Annotated in this window: 20 protein-coding genes; 4 read left to right on the plus strand and 16 right to left on the minus strand. The window is 42.9% G+C overall.

The window, feature by feature from the left end; translation table 11 throughout:
• Nucleotides 1-12 precede the first annotated feature (12 nt).
• A complete protein-coding gene (locus tag AK824_RS12335; protein WP_057761971.1) occupies nucleotides 13-882 on the plus strand; it encodes a thymidylate synthase in 870 nt (289 codons plus the stop codon).
• A 64-nt stretch (nucleotides 883-946) separates the two neighbouring features.
• A complete protein-coding gene (locus AK824_RS12340; protein ID WP_057761973.1) occupies nucleotides 947-1,519 on the plus strand; it encodes a dihydrofolate reductase in 573 nt (190 codons plus the stop codon).
• A 133-nt stretch (nucleotides 1,520-1,652) separates the two neighbouring features.
• Here the strand turns inward: AK824_RS12340 and uvrC are convergent, their stop codons facing one another.
• Entirely contained in the window at nucleotides 1,653-3,497 is a 1,845-nt protein-coding gene (gene uvrC, locus AK824_RS12345) for an excinuclease ABC subunit UvrC (protein WP_057761975.1), read from the minus strand.
• Between the two features lie 154 nt (nucleotides 3,498-3,651).
• Complete coding sequence (locus tag AK824_RS12350) at nucleotides 3,652-5,175, minus strand: DUF3360 family protein (protein ID WP_057761977.1); 1,524 nt, start codon at nucleotides 5,173-5,175, stop codon at nucleotides 3,652-3,654.
• A gap of 512 nt (nucleotides 5,176-5,687) precedes the next feature.
• On the opposite strand from AK824_RS12350, the gene AK824_RS12355 reads away from it, so the two are divergent.
• Nucleotides 5,688-6,248 carry a DUF4442 domain-containing protein gene (locus tag AK824_RS12355; RefSeq protein WP_057761979.1) on the plus strand — a complete coding sequence of 187 codons (561 nt, stop codon included), beginning with the start codon at nucleotides 5,688-5,690 and terminating at the stop codon, nucleotides 6,246-6,248.
• A 224-nt stretch (nucleotides 6,249-6,472) separates the two neighbouring features.
• Here AK824_RS12355 and rplS read toward each other — a convergent pair whose 3' ends face one another.
• The 4 genes from rplS to rpsP all read right to left on the minus strand — a co-directional run bounded on the left by rplS (nucleotide 6,473) and on the right by rpsP (nucleotide 8,911).
• The gene (rplS, locus tag AK824_RS12360) at nucleotides 6,473-6,895 is read right to left on the minus strand and encodes a 50S ribosomal protein L19 (protein WP_057761981.1); all 423 of its coding nucleotides are present in this window, start codon (nucleotides 6,893-6,895) and stop codon (nucleotides 6,473-6,475) included.
• Nucleotides 6,896-7,100: 205 nt separating this feature from the next.
• The gene (trmD, locus tag AK824_RS12365; protein ID WP_057761983.1) at nucleotides 7,101-7,865 is read right to left on the minus strand and encodes a tRNA (guanosine(37)-N1)-methyltransferase TrmD; all 765 of its coding nucleotides are present in this window, start codon (nucleotides 7,863-7,865) and stop codon (nucleotides 7,101-7,103) included.
• Between the two features lie 77 nt (nucleotides 7,866-7,942).
• The gene (gene rimM / locus AK824_RS12370) at nucleotides 7,943-8,476 is read right to left on the minus strand and encodes a ribosome maturation factor RimM (protein WP_057761985.1); all 534 of its coding nucleotides are present in this window, start codon (nucleotides 8,474-8,476) and stop codon (nucleotides 7,943-7,945) included.
• A 165-nt stretch (nucleotides 8,477-8,641) separates the two neighbouring features.
• Nucleotides 8,642-8,911: a 30S ribosomal protein S16 gene (rpsP, locus tag AK824_RS12375; protein WP_021812802.1), complete on the minus strand. Its 270-nt coding sequence runs from the start codon at nucleotides 8,909-8,911 to the stop codon at nucleotides 8,642-8,644.
• A gap of 426 nt (nucleotides 8,912-9,337) precedes the next feature.
• Here rpsP and AK824_RS12380 point away from each other — a divergent pair, with 426 nt between their 5' ends.
• Nucleotides 9,338-10,813, plus strand: coding sequence for an ATP-binding protein (locus AK824_RS12380; protein ID WP_057761988.1), 1,476 nt, complete (start codon nucleotides 9,338-9,340; stop codon nucleotides 10,811-10,813).
• A 38-nt stretch (nucleotides 10,814-10,851) separates the two neighbouring features.
• On the opposite strand, the gene AK824_RS12385 is transcribed toward AK824_RS12380, so the two are convergent.
• The 10 genes from AK824_RS12385 to atpE form a co-directional block, all read right to left on the minus strand.
• On the minus strand, nucleotides 10,852-11,031 hold the full coding sequence (locus tag AK824_RS12385; RefSeq protein ID WP_057761990.1) for a hypothetical protein: 180 nt from the start codon (nucleotides 11,029-11,031) through the stop codon (nucleotides 10,852-10,854).
• A gap of 191 nt (nucleotides 11,032-11,222) precedes the next feature.
• The gene (locus tag AK824_RS12390; protein WP_057761992.1) at nucleotides 11,223-12,920 is read right to left on the minus strand and encodes an ATP-binding protein; all 1,698 of its coding nucleotides are present in this window, start codon (nucleotides 12,918-12,920) and stop codon (nucleotides 11,223-11,225) included.
• 329 nt (nucleotides 12,921-13,249) lie between these two features.
• Nucleotides 13,250-13,966, minus strand: coding sequence for a response regulator (locus tag AK824_RS12395; RefSeq protein ID WP_057761994.1), 717 nt, complete (start codon nucleotides 13,964-13,966; stop codon nucleotides 13,250-13,252).
• A gap of 600 nt (nucleotides 13,967-14,566) precedes the next feature.
• The gene (locus tag AK824_RS12400) at nucleotides 14,567-14,983 is read right to left on the minus strand and encodes a F0F1 ATP synthase subunit epsilon (RefSeq protein WP_057761996.1); all 417 of its coding nucleotides are present in this window, start codon (nucleotides 14,981-14,983) and stop codon (nucleotides 14,567-14,569) included.
• A 114-nt stretch (nucleotides 14,984-15,097) separates the two neighbouring features.
• Nucleotides 15,098-16,531 (minus strand): F0F1 ATP synthase subunit beta, encoded by a 1,434-nt coding sequence (gene atpD, locus AK824_RS12405; RefSeq protein ID WP_057761998.1) that lies wholly within the window; start codon nucleotides 16,529-16,531, stop codon nucleotides 15,098-15,100.
• A 38-nt stretch (nucleotides 16,532-16,569) separates the two neighbouring features.
• On the minus strand, nucleotides 16,570-17,451 hold the full coding sequence (gene atpG / locus AK824_RS12410) for a F0F1 ATP synthase subunit gamma (RefSeq protein ID WP_057762000.1): 882 nt from the start codon (nucleotides 17,449-17,451) through the stop codon (nucleotides 16,570-16,572).
• Nucleotides 17,452-17,667: 216 nt separating this feature from the next.
• Nucleotides 17,668-19,212 carry a F0F1 ATP synthase subunit alpha gene (gene atpA / locus AK824_RS12415; protein ID WP_057762002.1) on the minus strand — a complete coding sequence of 515 codons (1,545 nt, stop codon included), beginning with the start codon at nucleotides 19,210-19,212 and terminating at the stop codon, nucleotides 17,668-17,670.
• A gap of 93 nt (nucleotides 19,213-19,305) precedes the next feature.
• The gene (locus AK824_RS12420) at nucleotides 19,306-19,929 is read right to left on the minus strand and encodes a F0F1 ATP synthase subunit delta (protein WP_057762004.1); all 624 of its coding nucleotides are present in this window, start codon (nucleotides 19,927-19,929) and stop codon (nucleotides 19,306-19,308) included.
• Nucleotides 19,930-19,942: 13 nt separating this feature from the next.
• Entirely contained in the window at nucleotides 19,943-20,413 is a 471-nt protein-coding gene (locus tag AK824_RS12425; protein WP_057762007.1) for a F0F1 ATP synthase subunit B, read from the minus strand.
• A 117-nt stretch (nucleotides 20,414-20,530) separates the two neighbouring features.
• Nucleotides 20,531-20,779, minus strand: coding sequence for a F0F1 ATP synthase subunit C (atpE, locus tag AK824_RS12430; RefSeq protein WP_010197960.1), 249 nt, complete (start codon nucleotides 20,777-20,779; stop codon nucleotides 20,531-20,533).
• Between the last annotated feature and the right edge of the window lie 7 nt (nucleotides 20,780-20,786).

Genomic DNA, 20,786 nt, shown 5'->3' on the forward strand with positions numbered 1-20,786 from the left:
AAAGAGCATTTTATGATCAATGGCATCCAAAGTAATAACGAGCAAGGCTATTTAGATTTGCTACGCCACGTTCTCGACAATGGCACCGAAAAAGGTGATCGTACTGGTACGGGTACGCTTAGCCATTTCGGCGCGCAGCTACGCTTTGACTTAGCAGATGGCTTTCCACTGCTAACGACCAAAAAGGTTCACTTTAAATCTATCGCTTATGAGCTATTATGGTTTTTAAGTGGCAGCACTCATGTCGATTATCTCCAACAGAATAACGTTCGTATCTGGAATGAGTGGGCGACAGCAGAACAGACCGCGCGCTTTAACAGACCTGCTGGCGATTTGGGTCCTATCTATGGGCATCAATGGCGTAACTATGGCGCGACCAAAAATGAAGACGCCAGTTATAACGCTGATGGCGTCGATCAAATCGCACAGGTCGTTGAACAGATAAAGACCAATCCGAATTCGCGCCGCTTGATTGTGTCAGGCTGGAATCCAGGTGAAGCAGAGCAAGTAGCCCTACCACCATGTCATACATTATTTCAGTTCTTTGTCGCAGACAATAAGCTGTCATGCCAGCTATATCAACGTTCGGCTGACTTATTCCTAGGCGTGCCTTTCAACATTGCGAGCTATGCGCTATTGACTCATATGATCGCGCAGGTGTGTGGTTTAGAAGTTGGAGAGTTTGTTTGGACAGGTGGTGATTGCCATATCTATCAAAACCACCGTGAGCAGGCTGAGTTACAGTTGACTCGCTCGCTATATAAACTGCCGACATTGTCTTTGAATCCTGAAGTAAAAGACATATTTGCGTTTGAATACGAAGACATTAGTGTCAATGACTATGAGTCGCACCCTGCTATCAAAGCCAAAGTTGCCGTATAAAGTTAGTCTGGTTAACTACGCTAAATAAGAGCAAAATTTAAGAATATAATAAAAAGGATATATTATGAGCTATGCCCATACCGAAGTTGCCCAAATCGCTGCTATTAGTAGCAATCGCTGTATCGGCAAAAACAATGAGCTACCGTGGCATATCTCAGCAGATTTGCAACATTTCAAAAGCATGACGACCAAAGAAAACGATAGCAAGATTCAAGGTATCGTGATCATGGGTCGTAAGACATTTGAGTCAATGGGTAGTAAACCATTACCTAAGCGTGTGAGCTTCATTGTCACGACACAGATGGATTATGCTGAGACAAAAGGTCTTGTAGATATCAGCAATGCTTATGTGGTACACAACTTAGATGACGCACTGACACAAGCAGCTAGCCTAGCACATGGCGCGCATCTCGATACGATTTGGGTGATTGGCGGTGAGCGCGTATTTAGTGATGCTCTGATGTACACCGACCGTATTGAGCTGACTCATGTAGATACTGATATTGCAGACGGTGATGCATTTTATCCTGAGTTGCCAGAACGATTTAAAGTAGCAGACGAATCTGAGCAAATGCACGATGAGAAAAGCGATTTAAGCTTTAAGTTTACGACTTATAAAGTAGAAACTGATAAGTAGTAAAAGCCTATTAAAAAAGGGGGCAGTCTTGGATAATTTTACTTATCCAAGACTGCCCCCTTTTTTTTTAATCTTCACACAGTCTTATTTATAGACAATCAATAGAAACTGCTGCTTGATAATATCTAATCCATTACTCGTGCAATACTTTATAAACCGTTTTTGCGAGTACGGGACCGATACCTTGTACGCCTGCCAACTCCTGCTGTGAAGCACCAAGCAGCTGCTGCATACCACCAAAGTGATTGAGCAAATCACGACGACGTTTTTCACCCAGTCCCGGTATTACCTCTAGCACTGATGACGAGCGACGCTTATCGCGTTTTTTACGGTGAGCAGTAATCGCAAAACGATGCGCCTCATCACGAATATGCATCAGCAAATGCAGTGCTTTGCTATCCATCGGTAGATCTAACGGCTCATGATCGATAAAGTGCAATACCTCAAGCCCAGCCTTGCGCCCTTCCCCTTTTGCCACACTAATGAGCAAGGTGTCACCAAGAATACCCAACTCAGTTAATACTTCTTTAGCAATACCAAGCTGACCTTTACCACCATCAACCAATAGCAAGTCAGGCAACGGCTGCTTTTTATAACGTCTGGTCAGCACTTGCTTCATCGCGGCATAGTCATCGCCGCCTTGGATATCATGGATAGCATATTGACGGTAATCGCGACGGCGCGAGCCACCTTGGTCAAACACCACGCAGCTACCAATGGTCGCCTCACCCATCGTATGTGAGATATCAAAACATTCGACGCGATCAATCGTCCGATCGGTGACAGTCGCCAATACGTCTTTTAGTGCACCAAAGCGTGCATGCAGCTCTAGATAATCGCCAAGCTTGGTTTTTAGTGCATTACTGGTATTCAATGTGGCTAAGTCTAGCCACTCTGAGCGATGCTCACGTACATTGGTCTTGATAACTACTTTATTACCAAAGTGCGTTGCCAATGCTTCACTCACTGCTACCTGATCTGGTATCTGATGGCTCAATATGATTTCAGCGGGCAAATCATCGGTCACTTGGAAATAAAATGACGTAATAAAGGCCGATAAATTGTCTGCTAACGACTCACTACTATCCACATCTGGGAAATAGTTTTTCCCGCCCAATACACGGCCGCCACGTACCGTCAGCACGTTCACACAGGTCATGCCAGCCTGACTGGCAATGGCAATCACATCTGCCTCACCTTGTACGGTATAGACCGCTTGCCTTGCTTGCACCTCGCGTAACATAGACAGCTGATCGCGATAAAAGACTGCTTTCTCAAAATCTAACGCTTCAGCTGACGCTTCCATCTTTTCAATCAACGTACTATGGATATCGCTAGAGTCGCCCTTTAAAAAACGAATGGTATTATTCACATCTTCTGCATATTCTTCTGGCGATACCAAACCGACACAAGGTGCACGACAACGTTTGATCTGATACTCCAGACAAGGACGCTGACGCTGCTTAAAAAAGGTATTGGTACATTGACGCATCTGAAACATCTTCTGCATCAATAACAATGTTTCTTTTGCCGCATGTGCAGAGGGAAACGGGCCAAAAAATCGACCTTTTTGATGATTGCCTTTACCGCGACCGTAAGCCAACCGTGGATATGGCTTATCAGCTGAGATAAACACATAAAGATAGGATTTATCATCACGCAGCAACACATTATAAGGTGGGCGATGCTCCTTAATTAGATTCTGCTCGAGCAATAGCGCTTCGGTCTCACTACGCGTGATAATAGTCTCAATATTATGAATCCGCGCCACTAGCGCCCGCGTCTTTGGATGATCTATCGTCTTAGCAAAGTAGCTATTTACTCGGCTTTTTAGCGACTTAGCTTTACCAACGTATAATATATCGCCGTTCTTACCCAGCATCTTATACACCCCTGGCAGGTTAGGCAGGCGTTTAATCAAATGCTTAAGACGGGCTTTTTTATCATCGACAGGACTCGATTCTGAGACATTAACCATAGAATTTATTGCTCTTAAAAATCTTAGTAATACTGCTAGTTATGGGGCGAGAGTCATTGTTTTACAAGCCAATTATTATCGCAGCGCTACCCATAAAAAAGCCAGCTTTCGCCGGCTTAGTTTGTTCTATTATCGTTTATACAATCATATACTACTAATGACGAAAGTTTGCCATCAGTGCTGGAATACCCGGTAGCATACCGACAATAGCCATGACACCTGTCAGTACCACAAACATAATACCCGGTATGATCCAGCGGCTCATCTTAGTCAAATTGGCACTACGTTCTTTAGAGCCAATCAGTCCCAAGTTATCAAGCAATAACGTGAGCGACCAACCAAAGGCTGGGTTAACCAATGCCGAAGCAAATACCACGATAGCAGCAGATTGCGTGGTTTTACCTTCGCGCGTCATCTCCATACCCGCTTCTAGTAATGGAATAAATACCCCAACGATCAAGGCCACACACATCACTGGCTGCCAAATGGCCAAATCCATCGGATAGCCCCAAACCCCTGCGATAATACAGAATAGAGCCGTCAATAAAGCACCGGCAGGAATTGGACGTTTGGCAATCGCTGCAGGAACGATATACGTTCCCCACGATGACGCAAAGTTTGCGCCGCCCAATACAGAGCCGACTACCTGACGAAATGAAGCACTAGTCATCGTGTCATCAATATCCATAAGCACTTTTTCAGTACGCTTAGGATAGCTGATTTTTTGGAATACTTGATGGCCTAAGAAATCTGGCGACCACATTGCTACGGCCAAAATAGCAAACGGCAATACTACAATGAAGCTTTCAATCGTCGGCAGACCTAACATCCAACCTGTATTTTCGCCCCACCAATACATTGGGTTCATGTTTGGTAGACCTGGCGCTGTTTTGAACTCAAAAGGTGCGCCCAATGCAAAGGCAAGACCACCACCCAACACACAGCTTAGCGGAACCGCGAGCCAGCGTTTTTGCCAATGCTCAAGCAATGCATACAGCAGGATAGTCGCTAGAATAATAAAGAAAGCAACATGCGACATGCCAATCCCTTCTGCCCAAGCAAAGAGGTTTTTGACCTGTGAGGTGGTTCCGATAAAGCCCAAGTAAATCAAGAGGCCACCGCACACACCTTTACTGGTCAAATTAGCTAACAAACTCCCCCCTTTACTAATCGCGAGGAGCAGACCAAAAGCACCAATAAGCAAACCAAAGGCCATCGGGTGTCCACCAGCTGCTACCACAATAGGAATCAGAGGAATAAGTGGGCCGTGAGTACCAGCAAGGTTGGCTGTCGGCAATAAAAAGCCCGAAAATAAGATAATAAAGAAGGAGACGATCAATAGCTCATAGCGCACGTTTTCTAAGACAAACGCATCACCTAAGCCGAGTGGACCTGCAAAGGTTGCTGCAATGGCGCCCACCATAACAACTTTACCGATGGTCGCGGCCATTGCTGGAATAGTATCTTCGTATTCAAAACGGTAATCACGGAATGGTAAATTAGGACGCCAGCGTTTCGGCTGCATGATTTGTAATTCATGGTTTAAGTAAGCGTCACGACTGTCGAAACTAGAACTGGGCTTATGCAAATCTACATAACTGCCTTGTACTTGATTGTCGTGATTTATGTTCGAGGTCGGCGTATTAGACCCTGAAGATGGGGTCTGAGGGTTACTCATCACATTTCCTTGTGTCGATTACGTCTTTGATTGACTACACACGCTCTGCTCTAATGTCATAGACCAAAGCGCCTATTACAAACTGCGAACTATTGTATGCCAAGACTTAATGAAATGCGAACCTAAAACCATTTAAAGATACTATGTATCTCATTATAATATATAAACTAAAGTTTCTATTTAAGACAAAATTAACCTTAATAGAAAACCATAAGGAAAAAACCACTCTGTTGTAGATGTTGAATTAGAATAAACGACCGTTTTATTGATAATGATTTACATCTAGATGGTTTTTTATCACATAGATGAATAGCAAAGATAGTTATAATAAATAACGATCGTTACTTATAAGTGGGCATAAATATGTCATTTTGGTTACGCTTTAGAGCTAGCAGGCTGAGTACTTTTTAATTATGATAAATACTTTTTATCGATTTATTTCTCAGTGATACTGTTTAAAACCGCATTATTGATACAATCAAAAAATTGAGAAAAGGCAACAGGACAAGTTTATGAGCGTATTACCTACCAACCTTGAGACTTTGAAACGTCGGGCCAAGCAAAGCATCATGCCATTGCTGACACCGCATTTATTAAAGCTGCGCCTTAATACTTATACACCATACATTGGTGCAGGTATCAAAATCGATCATATCAGTCTCGATCAGGGTTTGTGCGTAGTCAGCATGGGACTAAACACTCTGAACAAAAATATCGTCGGTACTCAGTTCGGTGGTAGCTTGTATTCGATGGTTGACCCTTTTTATATGCTTATGTTGATGCATCAATTGGGTAGCAATTATGTGGTGTGGGACAAAAGCTCGCACATTGATTTTGTTGCGCCTGGCAATAGTAAAGTCACTGCGCGCATGAAAATACCTAGCTCTGAAATCATTACTATTCAAGAGCTGGCAAAAGAAGGTGAAGCGGTATTCCGTGAGTATAAAGTCGATATCGTTGATGAGCAGCAAAAGCTAATCGCGACCGTTACCAAGACTTTATACATTAGACTGCGCAAATACAGTAAGTCCAAAGAGCAAGTCAACCGCATCGATACATTTGATGCTCAATAAGCTTTAGCTTATAACTGGCACTATTAGAGCTGATAAAACTTAAATAATTAATGCTATACATACAAAAACCCCAATCTAGCTTTCGCATAGATTGGGGTTTCGTCTTTTTTGGTATGGCCCGCTTATTTATAAATAAACCTATGAATAAGGGCTTGTATCTACTATTACCTTGTCCTGAGCCAATCCTAAAATTATAGGACTAACTCAAAACGGCAAACTTGTGCTTAGATACCAGGTGCAGTATCAACTGCATCAGGTACGCCAGCGTCAGTTTTTTTCTTAGCAACTGGACGAGCACCAAGTTTTTCGCGGATACGTGCTGATTTACCAGAGCGCTCACGTAAGTAGTATAGTTTCGCACGGCGAACAGCACCGCGACGTTTCACTTCGATGCTCTCGATGATTGGTGAATGCAATTGGAATGCACGCTCAACGCCAACGCCGCTTGAGATTTTACGTACGGTAAACGCTGAGTTTAAACCGCGGTTACGCTTAGCGATTACAACGCCTTCAAAAGCCTGTAAACGCTCACGCTCACCTTCACGTACTTTTACTTGTACCACAACGGTATCGCCGGGTGCAAAGCTTGGGCGCTCAAGCAATTGAGCGTTTTCGATGACCTGAACCAATGGATGCTTGTTGCTCATGAGAGTTATCTCCTCACATTAGATAATAGAGGCTTGACGCATATCACCTGTTTGTAATAATTAATCGCATCTCTTTATAGTGAGACACAACGTAAATGGGTTATAACCAACGGCCACTATGCTATGACTCGTTTTATTATTGCTCAAAATTCTGTTTCTTAACTGTTTATCAAACTTAGTAACGATAAAATTAGATTTTAAACATCTACTTTTTATCTGCTTTGGCCAATGCTTTCAACCACTTCGCTTGCTCTACCGTTGGAGTAAACGCTTGCCATAAGTCTGGACGACGCGTTTGCGTACGACTGACTTGCTGACTAAAACGCCACTTAGCGATATTGGCATGGTGACCTGAAAGTAATACCTCAGGAACCGCTATACCCGCAAACTCATGCGGCTTAGTATAGTGTGGACAGTCAAGCAAGCCATCGACAAAAGAGTCTTGCTCCGCTGACTTGTCATCACCCATGATATCGGGCAAACGACGTATCACACTATCCATCAGCACCATTGCTGGCAACTCGCCACCAGTCAACACGTAATCACCTAACGATACTTCCATATCGACATATTGTGATAGTAAACGCTCGTCAATACCTTCATAACGACCGCATAATAAAATCATGCCATCGTAATCAGTCATATTGACTACGCTACTCTCACTAAGCGTTTGCCCTTGCGGCGACATATAAATCACCGGACAGTGCTCACTATCGACACGGCAACCATGCTGACTGGCACGCAATCGTGCATCCTCAATGGCTTTCGATAATGGCTCAGCCATCATCACCATCCCAGGACCACCCCCATAAGGGCGCTCATCAATACGGCGATAGTTATCGGTGGTATAATCACGTGGATTAATGCATTCAATCGTAACTTGCTCTTGAGTCACTGCTCGGCCCGTGATTCCAAATTCACGAATCGTGGCAAACATCTCAGGAAAAATACTAATTACGGCAAAATACATCTGATGTCTACTTGCGTTAAGGCTAAAACAATCGGTGTAAGTAATAATAACGTCTGACTAAAAAGCCAGAAACGTTATCAGTAATCACTCGGCCATGCCACAAGCACTGTTTTTTCAGTCATATTGACTTCTATCACAGTTTGCTTATGCCATGGAATCAGGCGTTCTTCATTGTCCAAACTGTCTGAATTTGCCGTTACACGCATGATGTCATGGGCACCGGTTTCAAACATTTCAGTGATATTACCTAGATACTCATCCTGCTCGTTCATCACGCGCAGACTGACCAAATCCGACCAATAATATTCGTCTTCAGCTGTTTCAGGTAGGACGTTTTGTTCGACCCAAACGGTAACACCGTTCAAAGTCTCAGCAACATTACGATCAGGAATCTGCTCAAATTGAGCCACAATTCCTGTTCCTTGCTCACGCCAAGCCTTCACAGTCAAAGGTTTCATGCCAGTGGCAGTTTTCATCCACCACGGCTTCATGTCGAATATTGCTGTACGGTCATCCGTATCACTGAATACCCAAAGCCAGCCTTTAATGCCGTAAGGCTTCTTAAGCTGACCAATTTTCATAAGGGCACTAGCGTTTGGAACAGATGACATAGCAGCTAACCTAACAATGATTAAAACAGCAATTGCAAAAACAATTGCGTCAAAAGCGATAAACAGTTAATGGCGCACCCTGGTCAGACCAGTTACGCTATGTATTCTAAAGTCTACTGAGTCATGTCATAGTTTTGCTACGAACGTCTCAGTAACAACCAAAACTTAAGCAGTTGCTTCAGTTTGAGCTGCAGACTTGTTGTAAGCTTTTGCTAATGAAGCAACGCGATCTGAAGGTTGTGCACCTTTTGCGATCCACGCATTGTACGCTTCCATGTTGAGGCGTACTGCTTCTTCAGACTCTTTAGCGAGTGGGTTAAAAAAGCCGATGTTTTCAATATAGCGACCGTCACGCGCGCGGCGTTGATCAGCAACAACTACTTGATAAAATGGGCGTTTCTTGGCACCGCCCCGTGCTAAACGAATAACAACCATGTGAATTCTCTCTTTCGCAGGTATACCAAAAAGGGCATAATTATATCACAGTCTTTATTTGTTGAAAACATAAACTGTGCATATTTAATTATTTATTAACAATAGCTTAAATGTCGACCTAAGTAAAATATAACTGATGATAATGGCTTATTTTTAAAGTTTTTCTTTAGATTCTATAGATTACTATCGCTCTCTCTGAAAAACAGATGATTGCTAAGTACATTTATCCTTAAGCTTAATTTTATACCTATTCCAATAACTATCTCGCTCGCTCGTCGATTGCATACTGTATCAGTACTATTTATTGATTATGCTATTCTATGATATACCGCTATAAATTGATGCACGGACTAGCTTTAAGGCAATCGCAATTAAAGAGCTACACGCTATATCACACTAACTTTTCTTTTACTCTGTTGGACACATATGATCTCTCCGAACCCAAAGCCGCGTCGTAAAGGTTGGCTGCCACGCTCTTATTCTAACACTTGGCTAACGACCTTGATGGTTGCCTTTATCGTGCTTATCAGTGTGAGCTTATCGATTTTGTTCTTTTGGCGTAGTCTGTATCTGCCAGAGCTAAAAAACCATGCGCGTTATTTGACGAGTGAATTACAGCTGATCAATAGCGTCAATAAAGACTGGCAAGGTCGTCCCGAAGTACGTCAATGGATTTACCAGCACTCTCATGTCGTCGTGGTGAATAACCCAAGCGACTTTCCAGAAGTCGCTGATAAGCCGTTCGTGAGCTTTTTTACGGACGTACTACAGCGTGAAATCGGTGCGCAGCTCGGCCGCCCTGTAGAGGTTTATTTTAAATTTAAGCCAACACCGCAGCTATGGGTACAAGATAGCCGTGATGACAGTTTTTGGGTGCGTGAGCCTGTGGTTTACTATTCACAATATAGCCCAACGTTGTTGGTGCTATTTTTGATCGGACTGCCTATCCTATCGTTACTCACAATTATTCTATTAGCGCGTCAGTTAAATCGCCCACTACGCTACCTACAACGTGCAGCTACTAACTATATTCGTCTCGGTCATGCAACCACACTGCCAACGCAAAAAGGCCCCACAGAAATACGTCAAGTTAATATGGCGTTTAACCGACTGTTTACGACATTGAATCAAGCGCAGAAAGAGCGAACCATTATGCTCGCCGGCATCTCACACGATCTGCGGACGCCGTTGACACGTATGCGCTTAACCGCAGAAATGCTACCAGATGATTTTTTCCGTGAAGGGCTGATTTACGATATTGAGGATATGGATGCCATTTTGGAGCAGTTCATCTCGTTTATGAAAGACGGTTCTGATGAGCCAGTCAGTTTGACCAATCTAGACACTATATTTAATGAAATCATGGTGCAGTTTGCGCCAATGAAGTTTGTATATGAGTCAGAATGCGACAAGGTCGTTCCCGTACGTCCATTATCCATCAAGCGTCTGATTATCAACTTGGTTAATAATGCCAATCGTTATGGAAAGCCACCTATTTATTTATCGGCTACGGTTATACCAACATTTATAGAAACTGTCGAAGACGAAGATACGGATGTGGTCAGCGAAAATGTTGTGAACAAAGAAGCTCAAGAACAACTAGTGATTTGTGTACGAGATTGCGGTGATGGCGTCGCTGACGATCAATTAGAGCGAATTATGCAACCGTTTGAACGTGGAGAGACGGCACGGACTACTCAAGGTAGCGGACTAGGTCTTGCAATTGTTGATCGTATTGCACGATTACATCATGGTACTGTTGAAGCCATTAACCACCCTGAAGGTGGGCTACAAGTATGCGTACGTATTCCCCTACTCTCTAAAGTCGCTGGAGATACGACATTAGCGGCTGAAGTAGAAGAGGTATCTGAGGTAGACAGTACGGTGACAAATTCAAAATAGCGATGAAACTTTAATTTGAATAAGCAAAGAGGTCAACGCTAGTCTTTGCTACCAATAGCCGGTGGAATATACTCAGCACTATTAGTGAAAGCTAGTGGCTGGGTAATTTCAGCCTGAGCTGTTTGTAGTGTTTGGGTCGTTGACGGCTGTTTTAAAAATAAATAATAGCCTAGCGTAATCGCATTCAACACTACCAAGCCACCAAATAAATACGGCATCCTATGCTCTCCTATGACATTGTCCAACTGTCTTAAAAATAGCGACAAGCGCGTCACCTAGCTATAAAGCGCTATCGTGTTATACCGTTAAGATGACGCTGGTTATCTTTAGTATCATGACTAATAATTATGGCGTAGTCTGATGATTTAGTCTGATAGCTTGCTCTTATAGCTTAGCCCTATAACTTGGTCTAATCTGACAACTTAGTATCGAAGTCGCGCTCGCTTTTCTCCTGCGTCAATTCATCAGCAGCAAGAATTTGCGTCAATGGTTTAATAGGCCACGTCATCACGAACCTTGCGCCGCCTAACTCACGACTCTCATCTACCTTCATACTACCATTAAACCAAAAGGCAATACGCGATACAATAGACAAGCCTAGGCCATAGCCACCTGACGCGCGTGTACGGCTGTCATCTAAGCGTGAGAATGGAATGAATACTTTTTCGCGATCTGCTTCAGGAATACCATGTCCATCATCTTCGACACTAACGAAGGCATTGCCTTTTTTGACACCAGCACTAATGATAATGGTTGTTTCTGCATAGCGTAACGCATTACCTGCAAGGTTCTGAATCACACGGTGTAAGTAGCGTCTATCTGCAACTGCCGTTACTTTGGCATTTGGCAAACTGGTTACTATTTTGATGGGTTTACCTAGCGCATTGGTTTCGCGCTCGATCTGCTCTAACAGCTCTCTTAAGTTTACTGGCTCTAAGTCTAACTTTGGTGACCCTTCCTCAAGCTTAGCATAGGTCAAAATCTCATCAATCAAACCATTAAGCGATTCAATATCTTCATCAATATAGTCACGCTGCATAAAACGTGAGTCTTCGTCATCCGTATCAGCAAGCATATCTACCGCAAATCGAATACGAGCCACTGGCGTACGCAGCTCATGTGAGACCGCTCGGGTAAGCTCTCGCTGTGATTCAATCAAACGCTTAATATGCGAGGTCATGGCATTAAAAGTCGCTGACAAACGTGCTATTTCATCTTGACCAATAACCTGTACTTGAATATCAAGGTTACCTTGGCTGACCTCATTTACACCTACCTGAATCAATTGTAGCTTACGTTCAAGCGGGAAGATGAGCGCATATACACCTAAGCTAATTAGGAACATGCTAATAAGAATCATACTAATAATTAAGTTGAGCGGGAACCAATTAAATAACGGTATAGGCCCAATCAAAATTGCCATATCATTGATTTCAGAGGGTACCACTACTCTAATCGCCGAGTTACTTGTACTACTATTAGTATCTTGCAGTGATATGACGACTTCGTCACGACGCAGACGAGACATCTGATCTGAATCTAACTCAAGTGTATTGACTGCTTTGAACGCTAAAGGAAAAGAAAACTTTTTTTCCAATTCAGCCAAACGTGCACGCTTGTCCGATAATGTCATGTGATAAGACAAGTCATCTAATAAAAAGACCGCGATTGCCCGTACTTGCTGTTCGGTAACTTGAGAGATTCTTGCTGTTAACACACTCTTGTTGTCTGGCAAACGATAATAAACATCTGCATATACAGGCTGGTTGAAATAACGCACAACGGTATTATCATTTTTAAAACGGCGTAGCTCACTGGCGCTAAAATCTACTTCGTCAATAGGCAAGACTTTAAAAGTAGTACCAAACAAACTACTCGCATCTGATAACCAATATTCACGCTCTTCTTCGCTATTTTGGTGAGAGATTCCTTCACTCACCAAATGGAAAGCCCCCATTGCCATATTTTCACGATAGGACTGCACACGCTCCTTATTAATGGTATCCATCAATAACTGCGCAAACAATGCCACACACAAGCAGACTATAAGTAGCCCAGCATAGATACGAACAAAAATACTGTGTTTTAAAGAAGAGACTAATGACATACGTGCCGTGACCAACTTAATAAATAGAGATTGCCAATATCATCAAACATATAGGTAGTGCTATGTGTTTGACGATATCGAACATGATTGAATAGGGATAAACTTTAACTTTGACTTTTAATTACCGCATTTTAATCCATATGCAGCAATCATCCAAAGACTTATATGTATGACATATATTTAGTCAGCGTCTATAATAATGTCTTAATTAAACCACATAACACTGCATTTAAGTTTAAAAATTAAAATTTAGCCACAAAAAAACCAGCATCGTTGCTGGTTTTTTCGAATAGTGATTAATAATTAATCAACCTATAAAAGCAACAATATTAGTTGCCTTCTTTTACGAATAGATAGCCTTTACTACGTACGGTCTTAATACGCTTTGGATTTTCTGGATCATCACCGATTTTTGGACGAATACGTGAGATACGTACGTCAATTGAACGATCTTGACCATCATACTCAATACCGCGTAGACGCTCAAAGATATCTTCACGAGATAGGATACGACCTGCATTAGAAGCAAGCAACCATAGTAAATCATATTCAGCACTTGTGAAATCAACCAACTCATCACCTAGGTTAACTGAACGACCACCATTGTCGATGACTAACTCGCCAAACTCTAGACGTTGTGGCACATCTTCTGATGGTGCATTTTCTGAGCGGCGCAGTAGCGCGCGAATACGTGCAAGCAATACACGTGGCTGAGCAGGCTTGGCAACATAGTCGTCAGCACCCATTTCAAGACCCAATACCTGATCCATGTCTTCAGTACGTGCAGTCAACATCAAAATTGGATTTTGATAGTGCGGACGAACTTCACGGCAGACAGTCAAACCATCACTACCAGGTAGCATGACATCCAGTACAACCATATCTGGTTGCTCATTGACGATACGGCGAATAGCACGATTACCATCAGTTTCAATTGCCACTTCTAAACCATTTTTGACCAAGTAATCTTGAGTCAACATGGCCAGGCGCTCATCATCTTCAACAATCAAGATTCGGGGGGTGTTGTCTTCTTCATTCGTTGTCATTGTTATATCCTCTAATACATCTAATTTAAAAGCAGTAAAAGTAAGAGCGGTAAAATTAATAGCACCATATAGTGGCACAATTGATGTTCGTATAGCTGTTACAAACTTGGTAGCACAGTATACTATTAAATTATCAGCTTCCTATACTATAGCTTATAGTCGGTAACAAAACCTATAAACTACCCCTATCAAAACTTTAGTTTGCGTCCAGAAATTACGTCAATTACTTCGTTAGTACATTGCAATTTGTATTATCTATCGTTTGCTAATTATCCAAACCATCGAGCCAACGTTATCGCGTACAGTTACTGCTCGTTACTTATAATACGTTATGTCTAATATAACCATATATTAACGCTGTCGCCAGTGTCTTTTTAAGAAAATTCTAATAGGCGATGATTCATTGATAATAAAAGATTTTTTCTGAGAATAGATTGAACTACTACAAATACTATCCAAGTAATAACCGTGTGTATTTACCTCAGAACCGTTAATTTCATAACGAATAGACATAAAAAAACAGCCCATATAATGGACTGTCTTTTTATTATTACTTTTAGCGATAACTCTAAATGATTAGCTAGAGCTATCAGTAATAAATTACGCGCGGTTTTTGTACTTACGGATAGTCTGTAATTGTCCTACTGACTCTGCAAGTGAGGCCAAAGCCGCATTTGTTTGTAGCGTATCAGACTGGTTAACTAGCATTTGCTCAGCTTTTTTACGTGCTTCAACGATTTTGCTTTCGTCAAGATTGTGTGCACGCATGGCTGTATCAGCCAATACCGTAACCATCTTAGGCTGTACTTCTAATACACCACCTGAGACGTAAATTACTTCTTCTTCACCGTTTGGTGTTTGCACTCGCATTGCACCTGGCTTTAGCAAAGTAATAAGCGGTGTGTGACCTGGCAATACACCAATCTCGCCTTCGGTACCAGTAGCTATTAACATGCTAATTTCGCCTGAATATAACTCTTCACGAGCACTTACGACGCGACATTGTAACGTTGCCATACTTAATTCCTTACCATCAAAGCGCGATCAAAAAACAGTAAAACTGCGATGCGTTACTGAAGAGTAGATACAAGGTTTATATTATATCTACTCGTTAGCTTATGCTTATACAACTTACGCTGACTTAGACTTCATTTTTTCAGCTTTAGCGACTACTTCATCGATGCTACCAGCCATGTAGAATGCCTGCTCTGGTAGGTCATCATATTCACCAGCGATGATTGCTTTAAAGCTAGCAATGGTATCGCGTAGTGGTACGTATTTACCAGGTGCACCAGTGAAGACTTCGGCTACGTGGAATGGCTGAGACAAGAAGCGCTGGATCTTACGAGCACGATAAACAACCAGTTTATCTTCTTCTGATAACTCATCCATACCCAAGATAGCGATGATGTCTTTAAGCTCTTTATAACGCTGTAGAACTTCCTGAACACCACGAGCAACGTTGTAATGATCTTCGCCGATTACTTGTGGATCTAGCTGACGTGATGTTGAATCCAATGGATCAACCGCAGGATAGATACCTTGTGATGCGATATCACGGCTTAGTACAACGGTTGCATCCAAGTGAGCAAACGTTGTAGCAGGTGATGGATCGGTCAAGTCATCCGCAGGTACGTATACCGCCTGAACTGAAGTAATAGAGCCTGACTGAGTTGACGTAATACGTTCTTGTAGTAAGCCCATCTCTTCAGCTAGTGTTGGCTGATAACCAACTGCTGACGGCATACGACCAAGTAGTGCTGATACTTCTGTACCCGCTAGTGTATAACGGTAGATGTTATCAACAAACAATAGTACGTCACGACCTTTGCCAGTAACAGGATCTTTGGTATCACGGAAGTACTCAGCCATGGTCAAACCAGACAGTGCAACACGTAAACGGTTACCCGGTGGCTCATTCATCTGGCCATATACCATTGCTACTTTAGACTTACTAAAGTCTTCAGTGTTTACAACGCCAGCTTCCTGCATTTCGTGATAGAAATCGTTACCTTCACGAGTACGCTCACCAACACCAGCAAAGACTGACAAACCTTCATGTTTTAGAGCGATGTTGTTAATCAGCTCCATCATGTTAACGGTTTTACCAACACCAGCACCGCCAAACAGACCAACTTTACCACCTTTAGCAAACGGGCAAAGTAGATCGATAACTTTAATACCAGTTTCTAGTAGCTCAGTGCTGTTTGACTGATCCGCGTAGCTTGGCGCTTCACGGTGGATAGACCATTTTTCGTCAGCAACAACAGGACCTTCTTCATCGATAGGACGACCAAGAACATCCATGATGCGACCTAGCGTACCAGTACCTACAGGCACAGAGATAGGTGCGCCAGTATTAGTAACAGGTAGGTTACGCTTTAAACCTTCGGTTGAACCCATTGCAATAGTACGTACAATACCGTCACCTAGCTGTTGCTGTACTTCTAGGGTAGTTTCGGTACCGTCTACTTGCAAGGCATCAAAAATTTGAGGAACTTCATTACGGTTGAACTCAACGTCAAGAACCGCGCCAATAATCTGTACAATACGACCGCTACTCATTGCGTTCTCCTTGAACTTCTATATATAGGTGTAGTCAATTATGAAACAGCAGCAGCACCGCCAACGATTTCCGAGATTTCTCGGGTAATCGCCGCTTGACGCAGCTTGTTATAAACCAACTGTAAATCGTTAATAAGGTCACCAGCATTATCTGTTGCCGCTTTCATCGCAACCATACGTGAAGACTGCTCAGAGGCAATGTTTTCCATTACCGCTTGATAAACAATCGACTCAATATAGCGACCAAGCAATTCATCAATTAACGTCTTGATGTCAGGCTCGTAGATATAATCCCAGCTAAGTTCTGTCTGTAGACCACTGTCTTCATCATCAAATGACTGCTCTGGTAGAGGAACCAACTGATTGACTGTTGGTTTCTGAGTCATCGCATTGATGAATCGGTTGTAGACCACATAGATACGGTCAATATTACCGTTACTATAGTCTTCAAGCATCGCTTGAACCGGTGCATTCAATTGTTCAAACGTTGGTTTATCGCCATAATCGGTCACAGCCGATGTAACTTTACCACCAAAGTTTTTAAAGAAACTCACACCTTTGGCACCGATGACTGCAAACTCAGCTTGTACAGACTGATCTTGATAATCTTGGATACTTTTAGTTAGGGCTTTGAATAAGTTAATATTCAAACCACCCGCTAGGCCACGGTCAGAGGTAATGACAATATAGCCAACCTTATTGACTGGACGCGATACCATATACGGATGTTTGTAGTCTGATGAGGCATGCACCAAATGTGAAATAACCCGGCGCATACTATCAGCATACGGGCGACCCACTTCCATGCGCTCTTGCGCACGGCGCATTTTACTTGCCGCTACCATTTGCATAGCACGAGTAATTTTCTGGGTGCTTTTAATACTGGTGACTTTGGCACGTATCTCTTTTAAGCTTGCCATAATGATTCCAATATAAGAGGGTTAAAAAGCATTGGCGCATGCGACAATCGTTTGATATACAACATCAATCCTACAGAATAACATTTTATATCTTGTGGCATTACGCGATCTAATACCGGTAATGGTTAAAACAGTGGCGCAAATATCTGGTCAGACAACGCGCCACTTTATCAGCTCTAAGCTACAGTTATAACCAATTCGGCTTAACCCGTTAAATTAATAACTGTGATTTTGTTTAAAGGTCTCTAGAGATGACTTTAAACGACCTGCGATATCATCATTGTAGTTCGCAGTGTCATCAATCTCACGCATCAATTCACTTTGCTCATCATGCATATAACGTAGGTACGCTTCTTCGAAAGAACCAATCTTTTCGACAGGTACGTCAGCTAAGAAGCCTTCGTTTGAAGCATAGATAACGGCTGCTTGCTCAGAGATTGACATCGGCTGATACTGCTTCTGCTTCATCAATTCAGTTACACGCTCACCATGATCAAGCTGTTCGCGAGTTGCGTCATCAAGATCTGAGGCGAACTGAGCAAATGCTGCCAATTCACGATACTGAGCTAGAGCGGTACGAATACCACCAGATAGCTTTTTGATGATCTTAGTCTGAGCGGCACCACCAACACGAGATACCGAGATACCAGCGTTTACTGCTGGACGGATACCTGAGGCGAATAAACTAGACTCTAGGAAGATCTGACCATCAGTGATCGAAATCACGTTGGTTGGTACGAATGCAGATACGTCACCAGCTTGTGTTTCAATGATTGGTAGTGCGGTTAAAGAACCAGTTTTACCTTTCACTTCACCGTTAGTGAACTTTTCCACATAATCAGCATTTACACGCGATGCACGCTCAAGTAGGCGTGAGTGTAAATAGAATACGTCACCAGGATAAGCTTCACGACCTGGCGGACGACGTAATAGTAGTGAAATCTGACGATAAGCAACTGCTTGCTTTGATAAGTCATCAAATACAATCAGTGCATCTTCGCCGCGGTCACGGAAGTATTCGCCCATCGTACAACCTGAATACGGTGCAATATACTGAAGTGCTGCAGGCTCTGATGCTGAAGCAACCACAACAGTGGTATATTCTAGTGCGCCAGTTTGCTCAAGCTTACGTACTACGTTAGCGATAGTTGAACGTTTCTGTCCGATAGCCACGTATACACATTTAATGCCTGAAGCTTTCTGTGCGATGATCGCATCGATAGCCATCGCTGTTTTACCAGTCTGACGGTCACCAATGATAAGCTCACGCTGACCACGACCGATTGGAATCATGGTATCAACGGCTTTATAACCAGTCATTACTGGTTGATCTACTGATTGACGGTCGATAACGCCTGGAGCGATCTTTTCGACTTTATCAGTCATCTTGGCATCGATAGGACCTTTGCCATCAATAGGATTACCCAAAGCATCAACAACACGGCCTAACAGCTCAGGACCTACTGGTACTTCAAGAATACGACCAGTACAATAGGCTTTTTGACCTTCTTGCAGCTTTAGGTAATCACCAAGTACTACCGCGCCAACAGAATCACGCTCTAAGTTTAGAGCCATTCCGTAGATTTCGCCTTCAAACTCAATCATTTCGCCGTACATGGCATCTTCAAGACCATGAATCTGCACGATACCGTCAGATACTTTGACAATCGTGCCTTCATTCTTTGCAGTTGCACCCGCATCAAGGTCTTGAATACGCTGCTTAATCAGGTTACTGATTTCCGCTGGATTCAATTGTTGCATTGCCTTGTTTCCTTTAATTTATGATAACCCGCCCACTGACTTAATTGCTCTTATAATCATACAGCCAATATTTGACTGTATTGATGATTGGCATTAGGCAGTTAGCTGTGTTTTTAACTGTTGTAACTTGCCGCGCATCGAATCATCAATGACTTTGTCACCGACTTTGATTGTAGCGCCTGCCAATAGACTTGGATCAACTGATTCGTGAATCACTACACTAGCATTTAGCGAGGCAGCAAGACGCGTTTGTAGCGTTTGACGCTGTTCATCAGTCAATGGGTAGGCAGAGGTCACATATGCGTCAAGCTGCTTTAAGCTTATTGCCTTGTGACGGCGATAATGCTCATAAACTTCAGGAAGCAGCGCCAGACGCTCTTGTTCTGATAACTGTTTAACGAAGTTACTAAGTGCTACTGATACTTTTGGATAGCTTACGTTACTGTCAAGGCTAGTCCCTTGAGCTTCGCTTAATAACTGCTTAAAAGCAGAATCATTAGCGCTAGCTACTTGCGTATCATAAAGATCGACCAAAGCAGCTGACTTATGCTCAGCAGAAACAGCTGGATTGTCTAGCCAAGTACTGAACGACTTGTCATTGACAACAGTGCTAGCAACAAGTAAGAAGTTTTCCCACTCGTTGACTGCGCCGTTTTCGTTGGCATAGTCAAACGCGGCTTTAGCGTACGGTCGTGCTAAGGTTGATAAGTCAGCCATTATATCCTCACAATTACAGCTTCGCCGCCAGTTGGTCTAACATACTGGCATGTTTTTGCACATCGACTTTGTCTTGCAAAATCTTCTCTGCACCAAGTACAGCCAGTTCAGCAACTTGGGCACGTAATGATTCACGCGCTTGATTGATTTCTTGATCGATAGATGCTTGCGCTTGTTGACGAATGCGCTCGCCTTCCGCTTGGGCCTGCGTTTTTGCATCTTCGACAAGCTGGTTGGCACTCTTGTTCGCTTGCTCGATTAGAGCAGCAGCTTTAGTCTTTGCAAGAGTAAGCTCCTGCTGGACATCTTGCTCCGCGGTCGCCAGGTCTGCTTTTGCTTTTTCTGCGGCATTCAGGCCTTCAGCAATTTTACGCTGACGCTCATTGATGGCACCAATAAGTGGTGGCCACACGAATTTCATGCAGAACATCACAAAGATTGCAAAAGCAATGGCTTGACCGATGAGGGTAGAATTGATATTCACGTGATCACCTCTTTGTTAATGAAAAATCAGTTTCATTGATCATATTTGATAGCCAAACTTTGGCTATGGTTAAGATACAAACTTTGACTACCAAACATTTACAACTGAGCTTTCTGATTAACCTGCTAGAGGGTTAGCGAATAACAATAGCATAGCAATACCAACACCGATCATCGGAATAGCATCAAGAAGACCTGCTACGATGAACATACGAGTTTGTAGCTGTGAGCCTAGTTCTGGCTGACGTGCTACGCCTTCTAGGAATTTACCACCTAGAATAGCAAAACCAATACCTGTGCCAAGTGCGCCAAGACCGATAAGTAGCGCTACTGCGATAACTGTGTAACCACCTAATACTGGATCCATTGATGTA

Origin of the sequence: Psychrobacter sp. P11G3 (assembly GCF_001435845.1) — a bacterium.
Taxonomy (GTDB): domain Bacteria; phylum Pseudomonadota; class Gammaproteobacteria; order Pseudomonadales; family Moraxellaceae; genus Psychrobacter.